Origin of the sequence: Nocardia amikacinitolerans (assembly GCF_900215415.1) — a bacterium.
GTDB classification, from domain to species: Bacteria; Actinomycetota; Actinomycetes; order Mycobacteriales; family Mycobacteriaceae; genus Nocardia; species Nocardia amikacinitolerans.
In genome coordinates this window covers 643,945-660,293 of the sequence record NZ_OBEG01000005.1, presented here as the reverse complement: position 1 = coordinate 660,293, position 16,349 = coordinate 643,945, and the positions used below count along the sequence as shown (strand labels likewise).

At 68.7% G+C, this 16,349-nt stretch carries 10 protein-coding genes and 2 tRNA genes; 8 read left to right on the top strand and 4 right to left on the bottom strand.

The genetic code is table 11. The annotated features are described in order from the left end of the window. Nucleotides 1-19: 19 nt before the first annotated feature. The 3 genes from CRP45_RS24570 to argS all read right to left on the bottom strand — a co-directional run bounded on the left by CRP45_RS24570 (nucleotide 20) and on the right by argS (nucleotide 4,519). Entirely contained in the window at nucleotides 20-1,375 is a 1,356-nt protein-coding gene (locus CRP45_RS24570; RefSeq protein ID WP_097247159.1) for a homoserine dehydrogenase, read from the bottom strand. Beyond that, complete coding sequence (gene lysA, locus CRP45_RS24565) at nucleotides 1,372-2,793, bottom strand: diaminopimelate decarboxylase (RefSeq protein ID WP_097247158.1); 1,422 nt, start codon at nucleotides 2,791-2,793, stop codon at nucleotides 1,372-1,374. The genes CRP45_RS24570 and lysA overlap by 4 nt, the downstream gene beginning before the upstream one ends. Nucleotides 2,794-2,860: 67 nt before the next feature. Then, complete coding sequence (gene argS, locus CRP45_RS24560) at nucleotides 2,861-4,519, bottom strand: arginine--tRNA ligase (protein ID WP_097247157.1); 1,659 nt, start codon at nucleotides 4,517-4,519, stop codon at nucleotides 2,861-2,863. A gap of 110 nt (nucleotides 4,520-4,629) precedes the next feature. On the opposite strand from argS, the gene CRP45_RS24555 reads away from it, so the two are divergent. The 6 genes from CRP45_RS24555 (at nucleotide 4,630) to CRP45_RS24530 (ending at nucleotide 14,286) form a co-directional block, all read left to right on the top strand. Continuing rightward, a complete protein-coding gene (locus tag CRP45_RS24555) occupies nucleotides 4,630-5,571 on the top strand; it encodes a DUF3105 domain-containing protein (protein WP_097247156.1) in 942 nt (313 codons plus the stop codon). After that, on the top strand, nucleotides 5,572-6,288 hold the full coding sequence (locus CRP45_RS24550) for a DUF305 domain-containing protein (RefSeq protein ID WP_097247155.1): 717 nt from the start codon (nucleotides 5,572-5,574) through the stop codon (nucleotides 6,286-6,288). A gap of 121 nt (nucleotides 6,289-6,409) precedes the next feature. Further along, a tRNA-Arg gene (locus CRP45_RS24545) sits at nucleotides 6,410-6,482 on the top strand. Nucleotides 6,483-7,242: 760 nt separating this feature from the next. Next, entirely contained in the window at nucleotides 7,243-8,352 is a 1,110-nt protein-coding gene (locus CRP45_RS24540) for a DUF7373 family lipoprotein (RefSeq protein ID WP_425436964.1), read from the top strand. 309 nt (nucleotides 8,353-8,661) lie between these two features. Beyond that, nucleotides 8,662-12,789, top strand: a complete 4,128-nt coding sequence (locus CRP45_RS24535) for an SMI1/KNR4 family protein (protein WP_179830997.1) — start codon at nucleotides 8,662-8,664, stop codon at nucleotides 12,787-12,789. Nucleotides 12,790-12,894: 105 nt separating this feature from the next. After that, the gene (locus CRP45_RS24530) at nucleotides 12,895-14,286 is read left to right on the top strand and encodes a metallophosphoesterase (RefSeq protein ID WP_097247219.1); all 1,392 of its coding nucleotides are present in this window, start codon (nucleotides 12,895-12,897) and stop codon (nucleotides 14,284-14,286) included. An 84-nt stretch (nucleotides 14,287-14,370) separates the two neighbouring features. Here the strand turns inward: CRP45_RS24530 and CRP45_RS24525 are convergent. Then, nucleotides 14,371-14,445: transfer RNA gene (locus CRP45_RS24525), tRNA-Cys, on the bottom strand. Nucleotides 14,446-14,590: 145 nt separating this feature from the next. Between CRP45_RS24525 and CRP45_RS24520 the strand changes: the two genes are divergently transcribed. Together CRP45_RS24520 and CRP45_RS24515 are read left to right on the top strand one after the other, a co-directional pair. After that, a complete protein-coding gene (locus CRP45_RS24520) occupies nucleotides 14,591-15,139 on the top strand; it encodes a MarR family winged helix-turn-helix transcriptional regulator (RefSeq protein WP_067787877.1) in 549 nt (182 codons plus the stop codon). 129 nt (nucleotides 15,140-15,268) lie between these two features. Then, the gene (locus CRP45_RS24515) at nucleotides 15,269-16,327 is read left to right on the top strand and encodes an Hsp70 family protein (RefSeq protein WP_097247152.1); all 1,059 of its coding nucleotides are present in this window, start codon (nucleotides 15,269-15,271) and stop codon (nucleotides 16,325-16,327) included. Nucleotides 16,328-16,349 lie beyond the last annotated feature (22 nt).

Sequence of the window (16,349 nt, the reverse complement as noted above, 5' to 3'; positions counted from 1 at the left end):
TCGCTGCGCGACGCTGTCGTCATTCTTCCGTGCCTTCCAATCTCAAAACGCTGGTCACTGATGTGACGGACGCCATCTCCGCCAAGGCCGACACGGTGTCCGCGAGCGCCGACTCCACCGCGTGGTGGGTCACCACGACCAGGCGCGCACCCTCGCCGTGCCCTTCCTGACGGACGGTCGAAATGCTCACCCCGTGCTTGGCGAATTCGCCCGCAACCTTGGCAAGGACGCCTGGGACGTCTTCGACCTGCAGGTTCACGTGGTAGCGGGTGGGCGTATCGCCGATCGGCGCGATCGGTAGCTCAGCATAAACCGATTCACCCGGTGCGCGGCCACCGAAGAACTTGTTGCGTGCGGCCATCACCAGGTCGCCGAGCACCGCGGAGGCGGTCGGAGCGCCGCCCGCGCCCTGCCCGTAGAACATCAGCCTGCCCGCGTTCTCGGCCTCGACGACCACGGCGTTGAACGCGCCGCTGACCGCCGCCAGCGGGTGCTTGCGCGGGATCAGCGCCGGGTAGACCCGCACCGAGACGCGCTCCTTTCCGCCCTCGGCCAGGCTCGGCTCGCCGGGGCCCGCGTCCACGCGCTCGCAGATCGCAAGCAGCTTGACCGTGCAGTTCACCGCGGACGCGGTCTCCAGGTCCTCCGCGGTGATCTTGGAGATGCCCTCGCGGTACACATCGGCCGCGGTCACGCGGGTGTGGAAGGCCAGCGACGCCAGGATCGCGGCCTTGGCCGCCGCGTCGTAGCCCTCGACGTCGGCGGTCGGGTCGGCCTCCGCGTAACCGAGGCGGGTGGCCTCGGCGAGGGTCGCGGAGTAGTCCGCGCCGGTCTCGTCCATGGCCGAGAGGATGAAGTTCGTGGTGCCGTTGACGATGCCGACGACGCGGTTCACCCGGTCGCCGGACAGCGACTGGATCAGCGGGCGCACCACCGGGATGGCGCCCGCGACGGCGGCCTCGAAGTACAGGTCGGCGCGGTTGCGTTCGGCGGCCGCGGCGAGTTCGCCGGTGTAGTCGGCCAGCAGCGCCTTGTTGGCGGTCACCACGGATTTGCCCGCGTTCAGCGCGGCCAGGATCAGGCGGCGCGCGGGATCGATGCCGCCGATGACCTCGACGACCAGGTCGACGTCCGGGCGGTCGACCAGCGCGTCCGCGTCGGTGGTCAGCAGTTCGGCGGGCAGGCCGCGATCCTTGTCCAGGCTGCGCACCGCGACGCCGCGAAGCACGACGGGCGCGCCGACGCGCGAACGCAGGTCGTCGGCGTGCTCGCGCAGAATCCGCACGACCTCGGTGCCGACATTGCCCATGCCGAGGACCGCGACGCCGATCGGGCGATCGGTCCCCCAGGTTCCGTTCTTGGCCACTTCGGTCATGCGTCAACCTCCAGACTCAACAGATCTGCCACCGTTTCCCGGCGCAGCACCAGTCGCGGCTGACCGTCGCGGACGGCGACGACCGCCGGACGGGTCAACTGGTTGTATCGACTGGACATCGAATAGCAATACGCTCCGGTCGCGGCCACCGCTACCAGATCGCCGGGGCCGACGTCGGCGGGCATCCAGGTGTCGCGGATGACGATATCGCCACTCTCGCAATGCTTTCCGACGACGCGCGCGACGACGGGCTGCGCGTCCGATGAGCGCGAGACCAAGCGGCAGTCGTAGTCGGCCTGGTAGAGCGCGGGACGGATGTTGTCGCTCATGCCGCCGTCGACGCTCACGTAGCGGCGGCGCAGGCCTGCGTCCAGCGAGACGTCCTTGGTGGTGCCGACCTCGTAGAGGGTGACGGTGCCGGGTCCGGCGATGGCGCGGCCCGGCTCGACCGCGATGGTCGGCTCGGGCAGACCCGCGCGGGCCGCCTCCTCGGCGACCAGGCGGCGCAGGTTCGCCGCGAACTCGCCCAGCGGCGGCGGGTCGTCGTTCGGCAAGTACGAAATACCCAGTCCGCCACCGAGATCCAGCGTCGAGATCTGCGCGGTGCGCTCCACGCCGAACTTGTCGATGGCCTCGCGCAGCAGGCCGAGCATGCGGCGCGCGGCGATCTCGAAACCGTCGATCTCGAAGATCTGCGAGCCGATGTGCGAGTGCAGGCCGACCAGCCGCAGGTTGCTCGCCTCGAAGACGCGGGCGAGCGCTTCCATGGCGTCGCCGCCCGCGATCGAGAAGCCGAACTTCTGGTCCTCGTGCGCGGTCGAAATGTATTCGTGGGTATGGGCTTCCACGCCGACGGTGACGCGGACCAGCACGTCCTGCACCACGCCGGCGCGCCCGGCGACCGCCTCGAGCCGATCGATCTCGATCAGCGAGTCGACCACCACGTGGCCGACACCGGCCTGCACCGCGGCCTCCAGCTCGGTGACGGATTTGTTGTTGCCGTGCAACGCGATTCGCTCGGCGGGGAAACCGGCGTGCAGCGCGATGGCGAGCTCGCCGCCGGAGCAGACGTCCAGCGAGAGGCCCTCGTCGCGGATCCAGCGGGCGATCTCGCCGCAGAGGAACGCCTTGGACGCGTAGTGCACCCTGGCGTTGGGGCCGAAGGCCTGCACCATGTCGCGGCAGCGGGAACGGAAGTCGTCCTCGTCGACGACGAACAGCGGGGTGCCGAACTGCGCGGCGAGGTCGTGCACCGGCACACCGGCCAGTCGCACCACGCCGTCGGCGTCGCGAGAGGCGTTGCGCGGCCAGACATTCGCGGGCAGGTCGATCATCTGCTTCGGATCGGTGGGCCGTTCCGGCAAGCTGGGGGCGTGCGGGATGTCCGCGTGGCGTGGCCCGGCCGGGTGCGCGCTCATAGTTGTTCCTTCCTTACCGCACGCGCCGAGCACGTGGACAGATACGAATTCCCGAGTTGCCCGCGCACTACATGCGCTCCGGTGCGCTGACGCCGAGCAGGCCGAGGCCGTTGGCCAGCACCTGACGGGTGGCCTTCACCAGCTCGAGGCGGGCGGACTTGAGCGGCGTGACCGGCTCGTCGCCCTTGGGCAGCACCCGCATGTCGTCGTCGGACTGGAACGGGTGGTAGGCGCCCGCGAGCTCCTCCAGGTACCGCACCACGCGGTGCGGTTCGCGCATCTCCGCCGCCGTCGCGACCACCCGGGGGTACTCGCCGAGGGTGCGGATCAGCTCGCCCTCGCGGTCGGAGGTCATCAGACCGAAATCCGGTGCCACCGAAGCGAAGTCGAACGCGGCCGAGTTGTCGATGATGCGGCACGAGCGGGCGTGCGCGTACTGCACGTAGTAGATGGGGTTCACGCTGTCCTGCTTGGTCCACAGGTCCAGATCGATATCGATGCTGGAGTTCACCGAGGACCGCACCAGCGAGTAGCGGGCGGCGTCGACGCCGATCGCCTCGACCAGGTCGTCGAGCGTGACCACGGTGCCCGCGCGCTTGCTCATGCGAACGGCCGCACCGTCTTTCACCAGATTCACCATCTGGCCGATCAGTACCTCGACGGTGTCCGGGTCGTCGCCGAACGCGGCGGCCGCGGCCTTGAGGCGGCCGATGTAGCCGTGGTGGTCGGCGCCGAGCATGTAGATGCACAGGTCGAAGCCGCGGGCGCGCTTGTCGTGGAAGTAGGCGATGTCACCGGCGATGTAGGCGGACTTGCCGTCGCTCTTGATGACAACGCGGTCCTTGTCGTCGCCGTACTCGGAGCTGGCGATCCACCAGGCGCCGTCCTTCTCGTACAGCTTGCCGGAGGACTTGAGCTCCTCGACGGCCTTGTCCACCGCGCCGGAGGCGAACAGCGAGCTCTCGTTGAAGTAGACGTCGAAGTCGGTGCCGAACTCGTGCAGGGTCTGCTTGATGTGGGCGAACATCAGCTCGACGCCCTCGCGGCGGAACACCTCGTGCCGCTCGTCCTCGGGCAGGTCGACGACGCCGGGGTTGCCCGCGACGACCTGGTCGGCGATCTCGCCGATGTAGGCGCCCGCGTACCCGTCCTGGGGGGTCGGCGCGCCGGTTGCGGCGGCCACCAGGGAGTTGGCGAACCGGTCGATCTGCGCGCCGTGGTCGTTGAAGTAGTACTCGCGGGTGACGTCGGCGCCCTGCGCGGCCAGAATGCGGCCGAGCGCGTCGCCGACCGAGGCCCAGCGAGTCCCGCCGAGGTGGATCGGGCCGGTCGGGTTCGCCGAGACGAACTCCAGGTTGATCCGGCGGCCCGCGAGCGCGTCGGCGGTGCCGTAGGACACGCCCGCCGCGAGCACCTTTTGCACGATCGCGCCCTGCGCGGCGGCGGCGAGGCGGATGTTCAGGAAGCCGGGGCCAGCGACCTCCGCCGAGGAAACGCCCTCGGTGGCGCTCAGCGCGTCGGCCAGCCAGGTGGCCAACTCGCGGGGATTCGTTCCGGCCTTCTTGGCCACCTGCATCGCCACATTCGTGGCATAGTCACCGTGTTCCGGATTGCGGGGGCGCTCCACGTTGACCTCGTCGGGCAGGACCGCGGGGTCCAGTCCACGTTCGACAAGCACCTTCGCCGCGGTGGAGCGAAGGAGATCTGCAAGGTCAGCTGGAGTCACGAGTCTCTATCCTATGGTCTGGGCAGGTGTACGCCGTCGGGCGGGCACTGCCCCGGATCCGTCCGCAATGAACAGCACAGCGGTTCATCACATCGAGAGAGCAACGAGCAATGCCGAGTAGCAACAGCGCCTCGAAGTCGGCCAAGGCCGTACGAGCCGCGGGGAAGGTGTCGCCTTCCCGCAAGGGGGGCGGCGGCAAGGGCCAACTTCCGAAGAAGCGCCAGGTCCCGTGGTTGGCCATCGGCGCGGCCGCAGTAATCATCGCATTGATCGGTGCGCTCGCCTACAACCTGGTCCCCAAATACCGCGAACAGGCCGAACTGGACAAGTACACGCCCAGTGCGCAGAAGAAGGATCCCTCGGATCAGATCGCGGGCGTGGTGAAGAAGGACTACGCGCAGGGTGCGGGTAAGCACGTCGACCCGACGCAGCGGGTGGCCTACGACCAGACACCGCCGTTCGGCGGTCCGCACGACCAGGCGTGGGCCGACTGCACCGGCGTCGCGTACGCGAAGCCGATCCGCACCGAGAACGCGGTGCACTCGCTCGAGCACGGTGCGGTGTGGATCACCTACAACCCGGACAAGGTGGACGCCGCGGGCATCGACACGCTGAAGAAGAAGGTCGAAGGCAAGCAGTACACCTTGATGTCGCCCTTCCCCGGGCAGGACAGCGCGATCTCGTTGCAGTCGTGGGGGCACCAGTTGAAGCTGGACGACCCGCAGGACAAGCGGATCAACCAGTTCATCACCGCGCTGCGGCAGAACCAGTACACCTACCCCGAGGTCGGCGCGGCCTGCTCCAACCCGTACTTCGACCGGGAGAACCCGGAGCCGTTCGATCCCACGCCGCCCGGCCCCGGTGCGGTGCCGATGGACGGTGCGGGCATTCCGACCGATCCGTCCGAGCTCGGTGGAGGACTGCCGCCCGGTATTCCGGGTGTGCCGGGCCTTCCCGGTGTTCCCGGCGCACCTGGTCTTCCCGGGGCGCCTGGTCTTCCCGGGGCGCCCGGTCTGCCTGGCGCGCCGGGCGCACCCACAGCGGGTCCCTAGATGCGGGCCGAGACAGATGTCGATGAGCCTGGCGCGGAGACCGGGTTCAAGGCGCAGGTGCGCAGGCAGGGTGTGGCGCTGCTGATTCTCGGCGCGATCGGCGCGATCCTGCTCGGGTTCGCGATCGGGACGCTGGTGCGTCTTCCGCTGGACGGCGGCTCCGGTGAACCCGACCCCAACGCGGTCGACATCGGGTTTCTCCAGGACATGTCCGCCCACCACGCGCAGGCCGTGGAGATGGCGGGCATCGCCCTGCTTCGCTCGACCGACAACGACGTGCGCAGGCTGGCCTACGACATCATGACGACCCAGCAGAACCAGGTCGGGCGGATGCAGGGTTGGTTGCAACTGTGGAACAAGCCCGCCCAGGGCGCCGACGGTTTCATGGGCTGGATGAGCGAACCGAACTCCGGACACGGGCACGGCGGCGAGCATCAGATGTCCGGGTCGATGGCGAGCATGCCGGGCATGGCGACCCAGGAGGAACTCGCCGCGCTGCGGCAAGCGCCCGCGCCCGAGGCCGACGCCATGTTCCTGCGGCTCATGCTGCGGCACCACCAGGGCGGCATGCCGATGATGGAGTACGCGGCCAAGCACGCCGCGACCACCGCCGTGCGCACCCTCGCCGCCAGCATGGTCGAAACCCAGCAGGCCGAATCCCGCCTGCTCACCACCATGCTGACCGCCCGAGGCGGCACCCCGCTCCCCCTCAACTGACCCCGCGTCGGGCCGGACCGTGTGAAAGCGCCCGGCCCGACGCCCTTTTTGGCGTCCAGCGCGCGATGCGATACGCTTGCCCCGCCCGATCGGACCACCCGGCCCGACCGAGATCTATCCCGCCCTCGTAGCTCAGGGGATAGAGCGTCTGCCTCCGGAGCAGAAGGCCGCAGGTTCGAATCCTGCCGAGGGCACTCCACTCGCTGCACGGCCCATGCCCACGGAGGGCGTGGGCCTTTGCTCGTTTCGTCGTGTTTTGTGGGGGTGCAACCCCCACGCCCCGCCCGGAGGGCTTCGCCCCCGGACCCCCGTGGAGCGGGCTGAGTTTTGCGGGGATGTTTCGGTTCGGCGGCAGGCGGCTCTACGGCTGGCGCTCATTTGTGCGGATTGGGTATCGGCAACGCTTGCCGCGGCAAGGCAGATGCAGCCGTGGAATGGGGTCGGCACGTTATCGAGTCGGTACCGCGGCTGTTTTGTGTCAAGTAGAGTTGGGGGGTCACGTGAGTGATGCCGAGAGGGCGGAGCGCCGCTGGCACGACGCCCCGCCCGGTGGGTCAGCTGATCCACACTCGGCGGACCAGAACGAACGCCCCGGCGATTACAGCAGCGAGAGTCAACACGATGCCGTAGTCGACCGGGGCGTTGTTCTTGCCTCGGCGATGTTTGGCCATCCCCACCACCTCCTTTCTCGGCACGGTGCGGCCTGGACCGATGCCGCACCGCCCCTGGAGTAGGAGGTGGGGATACCCTACTCGGTCCCGCTGACCAGTCCCTTTGCGTCACAGTGGGTTACATGAACGGGGCTTTGCCGACGTCGAAGTTCCTGGGGCGATCGATGTTGCCTCGGCTCGACGGGGCGGCGGTTCGGCGAGGTGGGCGGTGCGCGACGGAATCAATCTTTGGCAGGATGGGGCCGTGCGTTCTGTGGTGCGGGTGGGGGCCGTTGTGGTCGCGATGATCGCCCTGAGTTCTTGTTATCCCGAGGATGTTCCGACTTCGGCACCGACGACGAGCGCGTCGGCGCAGACGAGTTCGGCGGCGTCGACGAGTACCCTCTCGCCGGATCAGCGGCATCGGCAGGGTGCGTTGGCGGAGGGGGCGCGGATGGCGGAAGTGCTTGCGCTGCCGACGGATATCGATCCGGACGTCACGGTGTACGGGCGGGCGGGGGTGTTGACTCCGGCGCTTCTACTGGTGATGGCGGGGCACAACGACGCGATCAAGGAAGCGGCCGAGCGCAACGGGCTGCTGACCGGCTTCATCACGCACCGCACGAACAACGACCGTGAGCGGCGAAAAGACCTGACACACGGCGTGATGCGCTTCCCGGACGATGCGACGGCACGGCAGGCGGCCGCCGACCTCGCCGACGCCGCGGTGCACTCGCGGGGGATGCTCGAGTCGGTGACACGCACGCCCGCACCACTTCCCGGCGCCCCGGAGTCGAGGTTCAGCCACAAGGAAGAGCGAGGACGCTCGGAGGGAATGGCCTTCACTCCCTTTCGCGAGTACGTGATCTATACGTCGGCGCGGGCCGGGACACTCGACGAGGTGCGGCAAACCACGCTGCGCGCCATCGAATTGCAGGGCCCGCTGCTCGACGGCTTCATCCCGACGCGACTGGTCGACTACCCCGACCTCCCCTACGACCCGGACGGCGTCTTCGCCCTCACCATCGGCGACGGCGACGCGCAACAGGGCGCGTATCGGCAGCGTGGCGCGGTGCTCTTCGCGCAGGACCAACCGCGCGCGGCGTCCCTGTTCCGTCAGGTCGGTGTGAACGCCATGGCCAACAAGGGCACCACGGTCTACCGCACCGACGAACCCTCGGGAGCACAACGCCTGAGCACAGGGCTGGTCGAGATGCAGCGGGAGCATCAGCCCGCGCCGACCGCGCCCGGCGTCCCGTCCTCGTCCTGCGTTTCGGATCCGAAAGGCGGCGTGAATTCGTGGTTCTGCGTGGTCGCCGCGGGCCGGTATGTCGGCGAGATCTGGGCGAAGACTCAGGACGACGCCCACCGCCTGCTCGAAGAGCAGTACCGGGTGCTGCGCGACGCGAAGTAGATCGGACGGCGGTCGCCGAGGCCGCGTTGTGCGCGAGCAAGAATCAGGGTGTCTTCGAGTGCTGAGATGACGAGGCGCCTTCGATGCGAGGTCACCAGCCGAGTGAAGCGCCTCGCCGACGTGATCGCCGCTGCCACAGCCGAAATCCGTGTCCGTCGTTCTTGTCTCACCTGTGCAGTACCGTCCCGGACGAAACGATCGTTCGCCTGGACGGTGTGTGCCGCGCTCGCAGCTGACGAGCGCCGATCCGCCTCGGAGCACGACCGTCTTTCTCACCGGCACAGCGCATTTCGATACCAGAGAGAACTCATGGACCTGCACCAGTCCGCCAGCCGCTACTTCGGCGTACCCGTACCCACTCGCGTGGCCGACGCCGTCGACGATCGCCTGCTCGAGTATTGGGCGGGCGATCGCGGCCCGCTCGTGGACGCCCACTTGGCGATCAACTACCCGTACTTCGGAGCGATCGACAAATCGCTGAGCGGCTTCGTCGTCCTCGACGACGAGGGTGACAACTACACGCTGCTGGATCTGCGGGGCGGCGGCGCGGTGTGGTGGCAGGATCACGAAACCCGGGAACTGGCACTGTGGTTCGACTCTTTCGACGACTGGTTGGCCTACCGAGACGAGCTCGCGCGGGCCGACGCGAACGACGAGGACGAGCGGTCGACGTCCGATATTCGCGACTCCTTCCGTCCGCCGTCGCCCACCGCGGACTCCGGCCCCACGCCGACCAGCGCCGAACTGGCAGAGCGCTACCAGTGGCTGGTGTGGCTACTGGCGCAACCGTTGCTGCGCGATGGAAAGCCCACGCAGTCCGCCGAAAGTCTGGCCTCAAGCGCCGCAGGGCACTTCACGCACCTGTGGAGCGTCACCGACGTCCGGAAGGTGCTCGAGGCCGAATTGCCGCTGTTGCATCGGGATCCGCATCTGGCCATCTATTGGCTGCTGCACACCGCCCTGCTCACGCGGGACGACGACCGCGCCCGCGTACTCGCCGAGATCGAGCGTGCTCCCGAGCGCCCCGACCTGCTGAACGCCTTCACCGAGGTCTTCGGCACGCTGGCGATCGACGGCGACGTGGCGTCCGTGCGGGAGTTCCGCGTCCGCCGCTCGCTGCTCCAGCAGTACGTCGCTGCCGATGACGAGGCGCGAACGCGGGCCGCGCTCACCGCCATGGAGATGGCGCCGGAACACCTGCCGCTGGCTCGGGCGAGCTGGATAAAGCACGGCTTGGGCGACGGAACGCTCACCACCGAACAGGTGAGTGCCGCCCTGGATCGGATGACCGTCACGACAGGAACGGCACTGCTGCGCGCCGAAACGGATCGGCGAGCGGGACGCGAGCACAGCCCGTCCGCGGACACCCTCGTGCGTTTGCTGCCCGCATCCACCTGCACCTGGTCGCTCCGCGTGTGGGCGCTGTCCGTGGTGACGCCGCTGGTGCGCGACGGCGCGGCCCTCGCGGCGGCGGCCGGAGACCTCCTCGGCAAAGACCCGTACAGCAGGCCGTGCCTGATCGCCCTGCGGCGGGCCCACGAACTGTGCGAGACCGAACCGGTGCTGACCCGTACCGAGCTCGAGCTGCGCTGGGCCGACGCGCAGATATCGTCTTCCTACCTGGAGCGACTCGGCACGGGCGACCATGCCACCGTCGTGGCGGAGATCGACGCCGCAGGACTGAGCGAGCTTGTCGCACAACGCGTTCTGCTGCGCGCGGACATCGACGAATCGTCCGCCGAAGTCATCGAATGGGCGCTGAACGCCATGCTCGGCAGCGCGCACCCCGATCGAGCCACGCTGGCCGCCACCGGTATCGAGCACCTGCCCGCCGAGGTGCGCACCCGCGTGGTGCAGGGGCTGCGGGTGGACGCACCGGACAGCGCGCTCGTTCCGGTGCTGATCCGGCTGCTCGAGCACACGCCGGAGCCGGATGCCTCCGACATCGTCGCCGAGATGAACAACGACGAACTGAAGAAGGCCGTCTGTCTCGCGCTGGCCCCCGTGGCACACCACCCGCCGGTGTTCGACGAACTGATGAGGCTGGCGGCCCTGCCGGCACCGGCCAGTACGGTCGAAGCACTGTGGGAGCAGCTGTTCCGGCCGAGCGCGGAGCAGTGTGTGCTGCCACGGACGTCGGCCGAGCAAGCCGTGCGGGCCGCCGCCGCCATGATCGACACCATCCTGGCCCATCCCGGAATTGGCGCTCGCAATACCGCGGGTCACCAGCTGTACCGCTTCCGGCACCCCGGTGCGCAGGACTTTCTCATCGCGGCGCTCGACGACTACGGCCGTCGCTACGCCGATTCCGACCCGGCGCACGGCGCGGTCCTCAGCCACGGGCAGACGGTGGACGATCAGCTCGAGACAGTGGTCGCCGACCTGTATTCGGCGGTACGGAACCTGAACACCGGCACCGCGCGCACGGCGTTGATCGAGCGTCTGTTCGTTGAACGGCGCAGCGTCTGGCGCATGGGAAACGCACTCGCCGAGATCTTCTCGGCCGAGGTGCACCGGGATGTCCTGCGGCGGTTGCGGGATCGGCGCGACCATCGTGCCGCCGCGCACTACGCCAATGCCGTCACCGATCACGTGAAGCAGCGATGGCCCCTTGTCGAACTGCTGCGGGAGATCAGCGATTGGACCGCACCGCAGGAGGAGACCGAACAGCGGGTGTTCAAGTACGCGCTGGTCGTCGGCATCCTTGCCGCGTTGGAAGCCGACGAGTACGACCTGGTCCGAACCGCCTACGCCAGTTGGGAATCCCTCGCGGTCGATGCCGTCGAGCCCGACAGCCTGTCTCGCGGACGGGAATGGTTCGATCCGCTCACCTCGGACGACATGCGCGCCCGACTCGCCGACGTGCTGTCCGGAGAGGCGGATTCGGCACGGCGCGCCCTCCTCGACGCGGGCGAGCGAGCACGGGCGGCGGGGCGGCCGCTGGCTCGGATCGGTGACGACGACCTCGGTACCTTGGCGGGCACCACCGTGCGGCGACGCCTGCTCACCGACCGAGGCACGGGCGAGGTGTGGTTCCTCGACTCGGACGGCGAAATCTACGCCTTCGACGGATTCGGCATCTCGGACGACCTGCCCTTCCAGGCGAGCATGATCGGCTATCACGGGATGCGGGAGTTTCTCGGCGAGGTAAGCGAACAATCGGAGCGCGGGTTGCTGTGGACGGCTTCGGGCAACGAATTCGTCGAATTGGTGCGCTATCTGGACCGAGTCGTCTATCGGTGGGGTGTCAACAACGGCCGCTTCGACACGGTCGGTCTCACCTTTCCCGACCCGGCTGCCGCCGAAAACGCCTGCACGCGAATGAAGGCCACCTGCGCGGCGGCGAAATACACCGAATCCGATCCGTGGTACCTGCCCGGCCGCGCGGCGCTCATGCGCACCTTCTACCGGCCCGACGCCAACAGCGAACGACTGATGGCCTTCGACCGGCCCCAGTTCGCGGTGGACGCGGAGCTCGCGGTGGCTCACGAACGCCGGGAGCTGGAGCTGTACCGCGACGGTGCGGCGCTGTCGAAACTGGAGTGGGTGACCTGGAACGGCTATCGGGTACGCGAGGAACTGACCGTCGCCGAATGGGTTCGCGCTCGCATCCGCGACGACACTCGCGATCCGGCCTGGCATGTCGCCGCCCTCGCCGAGTTCGCCGAATACCTTGTTGCGCAAGGGTTCACCGAGCATTCGCCCGGTCTGCACGGATTCAGTGCCGAAGTCGGCCCGCCCGCCTCTGCTGCGGACATCGACGCCCTCGAAGCCGAGCTCACGGCACCGCTGCCCGCCGTTCTGCGCACACTGTGGCAGCACATCGGTCACGCCGAGTGGCGAATCGGCGAGACTGGTCTGCGGCTCCTGCGCCCCACCGAGGTACGGCAGGAACGGGCCCGTATGCGCAAACTCGGGGCGAAGTACGCGGCCGCGCTCCACGGTGAGCAGCAACTCGAATGGGACCCTGTGCTGTCGACCATGAACGCGCTGGTTGTCGGTCTCGACGGCACCGTCGACACCGTATTCTCGGATGTGTCACCGAGCTCCGACGACCGGGTCTTCATGTACCTAGATCAGCATCCGGCCGAGGCGTGGTGGGAAAGGTCGCTTTCGTGGATTCTCGCGTCCTCGTTCCTGAGCCGATTCGCCTTCCACCTCGAACTGGCAGCGCCCGAAACCATGATGCTCTTCGGCGGCCAGCGGCGCGGCCCCGAACTCACCCGCCGGTACTTCGAGTCCACCGGGCCGAGCGGTACCAGGTTCTGGGAGATCGTCACCGATCCCGGCCTCGATACCGTCGCCACCCGGCACGGCAGAGAAGGCGGTGTGGGCACCCGCAACACCAAACGCTACGGCGACCCGGCCAAGGCCGCCGCCAAGGCCGCGAAACTGATTGCCGCCAAACAGAAGAGCGGGTATCAGGAGGTCGACTGACGCGCTGGAGCTGTCCTCGCACCTCGTTGTTCGGTGTTCGTCGCGGCGGGCGGTACGACCTCGAGCGAGTCGGGTCGCGGCCGGGATTGGCGTACTCTCGCGTTCATGAGCTGCTGCGGACCGTCGCGACGGACACTGCTCGGCGCGATCGCCTCCGCGGCACTGCTTTCCGCTCTGCCGCCGAGTCGTGCGCGGGCGCAGGCGGCGACGGTGGTGGCGACGGATTTGGAAGTGGTCACGGTCACCGACAGTTCGGTGGTGCTCACCTGGACGACCGTAGCGGCGGACGAGGCGGGGCGCCTGGTTCCGGTTCCGTCCGACACCGAAGTACGGTTGGGCGCAGCTGATTCCACGAGCACACCGGTGCCCGTCTTCGCCGATCCCGAGCGAACCCCGTTCCACTACGCGGAGATCGGCGGCTTGGAGCCGGGCCGACGCTACCGTTTCGAAGCCTGGTCGCAGGGTGCACGGGCGACGCCAGCTCTCTCGCTGACGACACTCGCGCACGGAACACCGGAAACCACCGGCGAATTCACCACTTTGGTGCCACCGCAGGGCCGCCTGTTGCGCACCATCGCGCTGGCCAACGACGTGCACTACGGCGAGACGGTGAGCGGTCTGGTGGTCGGCGGGTTCCCGCCCGGCTTCCGCCAGCTCGCGGGTCTCCCGCCCTACCCCGAAGTCATGCTGGACGCGTTGCTCGACGACCTACGGGCCAGGGAAGTGGACCGGCTGGTCGTCGCGGGCGACCTGACCAGCGAGGCGACACCGGACGAATCGCGGGCCGTCCGCGCCCGGCTGGACACCTGGGGCGCGCTCGGCGGCGACTACCTGGTGACACGCGGCAACCACGACCGTCCGCACGTCGGCTACCAGGGCTGCACGCACCTTGGCGAACATCGCGACTGCTGGGGCGACAACTTCCTACCCCGGCAGCAGCTGGTCGAACACGAGGTCGGCGGCCTGCGCCTGCTCGGCGTGGACACCAGCGAACTCGACGGCTCGGGCGGCCGCATCGAACGACGGCAGTTCGATCGCCTCGCCGAGGTGCTGCGCGCCGATCCGGACCGCCCGACCCTGGTCTTCGGCCACCACCCGGTGACCCGCGAGTCCGGGCTGACCAACACCGCGGGCCCCGGATTCGTCCTCAACGGTCCGGACAGCGCCGAGCTACAGCGCCTATACGAGCGCGCGCCCGGCATCTTCCTGCACCACAGCGGCCACACCCATCGCAACCGGCGGACCCGTCCGGACGCCGACATCGCGGTGGAATTCCTCGAGGTGGCGGCGGTGAAGGAGTATCCGGGCGGCTACAGCCTGCTCCGCGTGTACGAGGGCGGGTACATGGTGAACTTCTACAAGACGCGCACCGAGGGCGCCCGCCGCTGGAGCAGCACGACCCGGGGCGAATACTTCGGCCTGTTGCCCGACTACACCTTCGGTACCTTCGCCGATCGCAATCACGTTGTGGTACGCGACTTTTCCGGGCTCTCCTGAAGCGGACGACGAACGTCGACGCCCCCGGTCCGGCGGTGGCGTAACACCGAACCGGGGGCGTCGACGACCGGCGCACCCTTTGCCTGGAGCGAGCGGCGGGAATCGAACCCGCGTAAACGGCTTTGCAGACCGTTGCCTCAACCTCTCAGCCACGCCCGCCTCGCCTTAGAGAATGCCGGGCCGGACAGCGCGTCACCAGACTTCGGCTCGAGCTGATCCGAAAGCGGGCCCGCGCCCGACGCGGGTGATAGCGCCGTCGGCGCACGACGCGGAAACGGCCGCTCGGCATGGAATGATCGGGGACATGTCTCGGCCACGCCCGCTCCCAGTCGACCCGATCGAGGAGGCCCACCGCCAGTGGGTCGGCCACGGCTGGGGCGATGTCGCCGACGGCATGGCGGCGGTGACGTCGCTGGTCCGCGCCCAGCAAATCGTGATGGCGCGGGTGGACGAAGCACTGAAACCGACCGGTCTGACCTTCTCCCGGTACGAACTGCTGATGCTGCTCAGCTTCAGCAAGACCGGCGCGCTGCCGATGGCGAAGGCCAGCGCGCGCCTGCAAGTGCACCCGACCAGCGTCACCAACACCGTCGATCGCCTGGAGGCGGCACGGCTCGTGGAACGGGTTCCGCACCCGAGCGACCGCCGCGCTACCCTGATCGAGATCACCGACGCCGGAAGGGAATTGGTCGCCGAGGCGACCAAGGAACTGAACGCGAAGGTGTTCGCCCAGCCCGGTCTGCCCCCGCAGCGACTGCACACGCTGTTGCAGCTGCTCGCGGAATTCCGGCACGCCGCGGGCGACTTCGACACCGGGGACGCGCCCGCGCGCTGGAACACCCGCGATCGCTGAACTTCGGTCCGTACCTACCGGTCTCGTACACCACGGAAACGACCGCCGCGTAACGTTCCGGCATCCAACTAGCGAATCAGCGGCGGTGTTGCCTTGGCAGCGGACGGGAAAAGGTCCACCATGTAATCCATGGTGCTGGTCTTGGGGGTATCGGCGGGCGCTGGTGGCGCGCGCGCGATGTCGACACATTCCGACCAACCGCATCTGCCTCCGATCGACCGCTGCCACGTACCGCGGCGCGCGGGCGCAGGCGTCGAGGAGGCCGTGTTCGAGGCGATCCGCCAAATGCGCCGTTCAGCCCAGCTTCGGGACGAGCTGATCACCGCGACCGCGGTCACCTGCCGCTGCCCGCTGCACGCCGACGCCATCCGTTCCGCGGCGGGCAGCAGCCGGCTCACCATCGTCGACGAGCCGCTCGCCCAGCTGCGGTACCTGCGCTTCACCGGAAGACTGCCGGAGTCGGGCACGGTGATCCTCTACGACCTCGGCAGCTCCGGGCTGACGGTCACGCACGCCGACTGCCGCACCGACACCATCCTCTCCAGCAAACGCAGCACGGTGCTCGGCGGCGACGGCTACGACGCGCTGCTGCGCTGGCAACTGGCTCGCGGCGGCGTGCTCACCGATCGGCTCACCAGCCGACGCCATCGGGAGGCGCTCAGCAGCGCGCGGGTGGTCACCGCGACCGATGCCGGATCCGGCGGCCGCGCCGTGGTGACCCGCAGCGACCTGGCCGAACTGTGCGCGGCCAGCATCCATCACTCGGCGTCGTTCGTGCGCCAGCTCGTCGAGGAAAGCGGGGTGCGCCCCGACGCGCTTGTGCTGCTCGGCGGCTGCACCCGCAGCCCGAGCGTGCGCGCCGAGCTGGCCGAACTCGTCGATCTGCCGGTGATCTACGACCCGGAACCGGAATACGTCTCGGCCCGCGGCGCCCTGCTGCTCGCCGCCGAACGCCCGTCCGGTGACGTGCGGATGGCTCGGCTGCGGGCGGGCGCGACGCTGTATCGGCCCGCCACCGCGGGCGTCGACCGCCGGAAGGTCATCGCGGCCGTGGCGGTCACCGCGGCGCTGGGGGCGACGATCGCCGGTCTGCTCGCGGTGGAACGGAATTCGGCGCGAGCGCCGCACGGCGGAACCGCGCCGACGCAGATCGAACTGCGCATGACCCCTGGGCTGCCTGGCAACTGAGACCGGAGCCCGCCGCATCCCG

Excerpts from the sequence above, each read along its gene's own strand:
- CRP45_RS24570 (WP_097247159.1), bottom strand. The coding sequence starts at position 1,375 with ATGACCGAAGTGGCCAAGAACGGAACCTGGGGGACCGATCGCCCGATC.
- lysA (WP_097247158.1), bottom strand. The coding sequence starts at position 2,793 with ATGAGCGCGCACCCGGCCGGGCCACGCCACGCGGACATCCCGCACGCC.
- CRP45_RS24555 (WP_097247156.1), top strand. The coding sequence starts at position 4,630 with ATGCCGAGTAGCAACAGCGCCTCGAAGTCGGCCAAGGCCGTACGAGCC.
- CRP45_RS24550 (WP_097247155.1), top strand. The coding sequence starts at position 5,572 with ATGCGGGCCGAGACAGATGTCGATGAGCCTGGCGCGGAGACCGGGTTC.
- CRP45_RS24540 (WP_425436964.1), top strand. The coding sequence starts at position 7,243 with ATGATCGCCCTGAGTTCTTGTTATCCCGAGGATGTTCCGACTTCGGCA.
- CRP45_RS24535 (WP_179830997.1), top strand. The coding sequence starts at position 8,662 with ATGGACCTGCACCAGTCCGCCAGCCGCTACTTCGGCGTACCCGTACCC.
- CRP45_RS24530 (WP_097247219.1), top strand. The coding sequence starts at position 12,895 with ATGAGCTGCTGCGGACCGTCGCGACGGACACTGCTCGGCGCGATCGCC.
- CRP45_RS24520 (WP_067787877.1), top strand. The coding sequence starts at position 14,591 with ATGTCTCGGCCACGCCCGCTCCCAGTCGACCCGATCGAGGAGGCCCAC.
- CRP45_RS24515 (WP_097247152.1), top strand. The coding sequence starts at position 15,269 with ATGGTGCTGGTCTTGGGGGTATCGGCGGGCGCTGGTGGCGCGCGCGCG.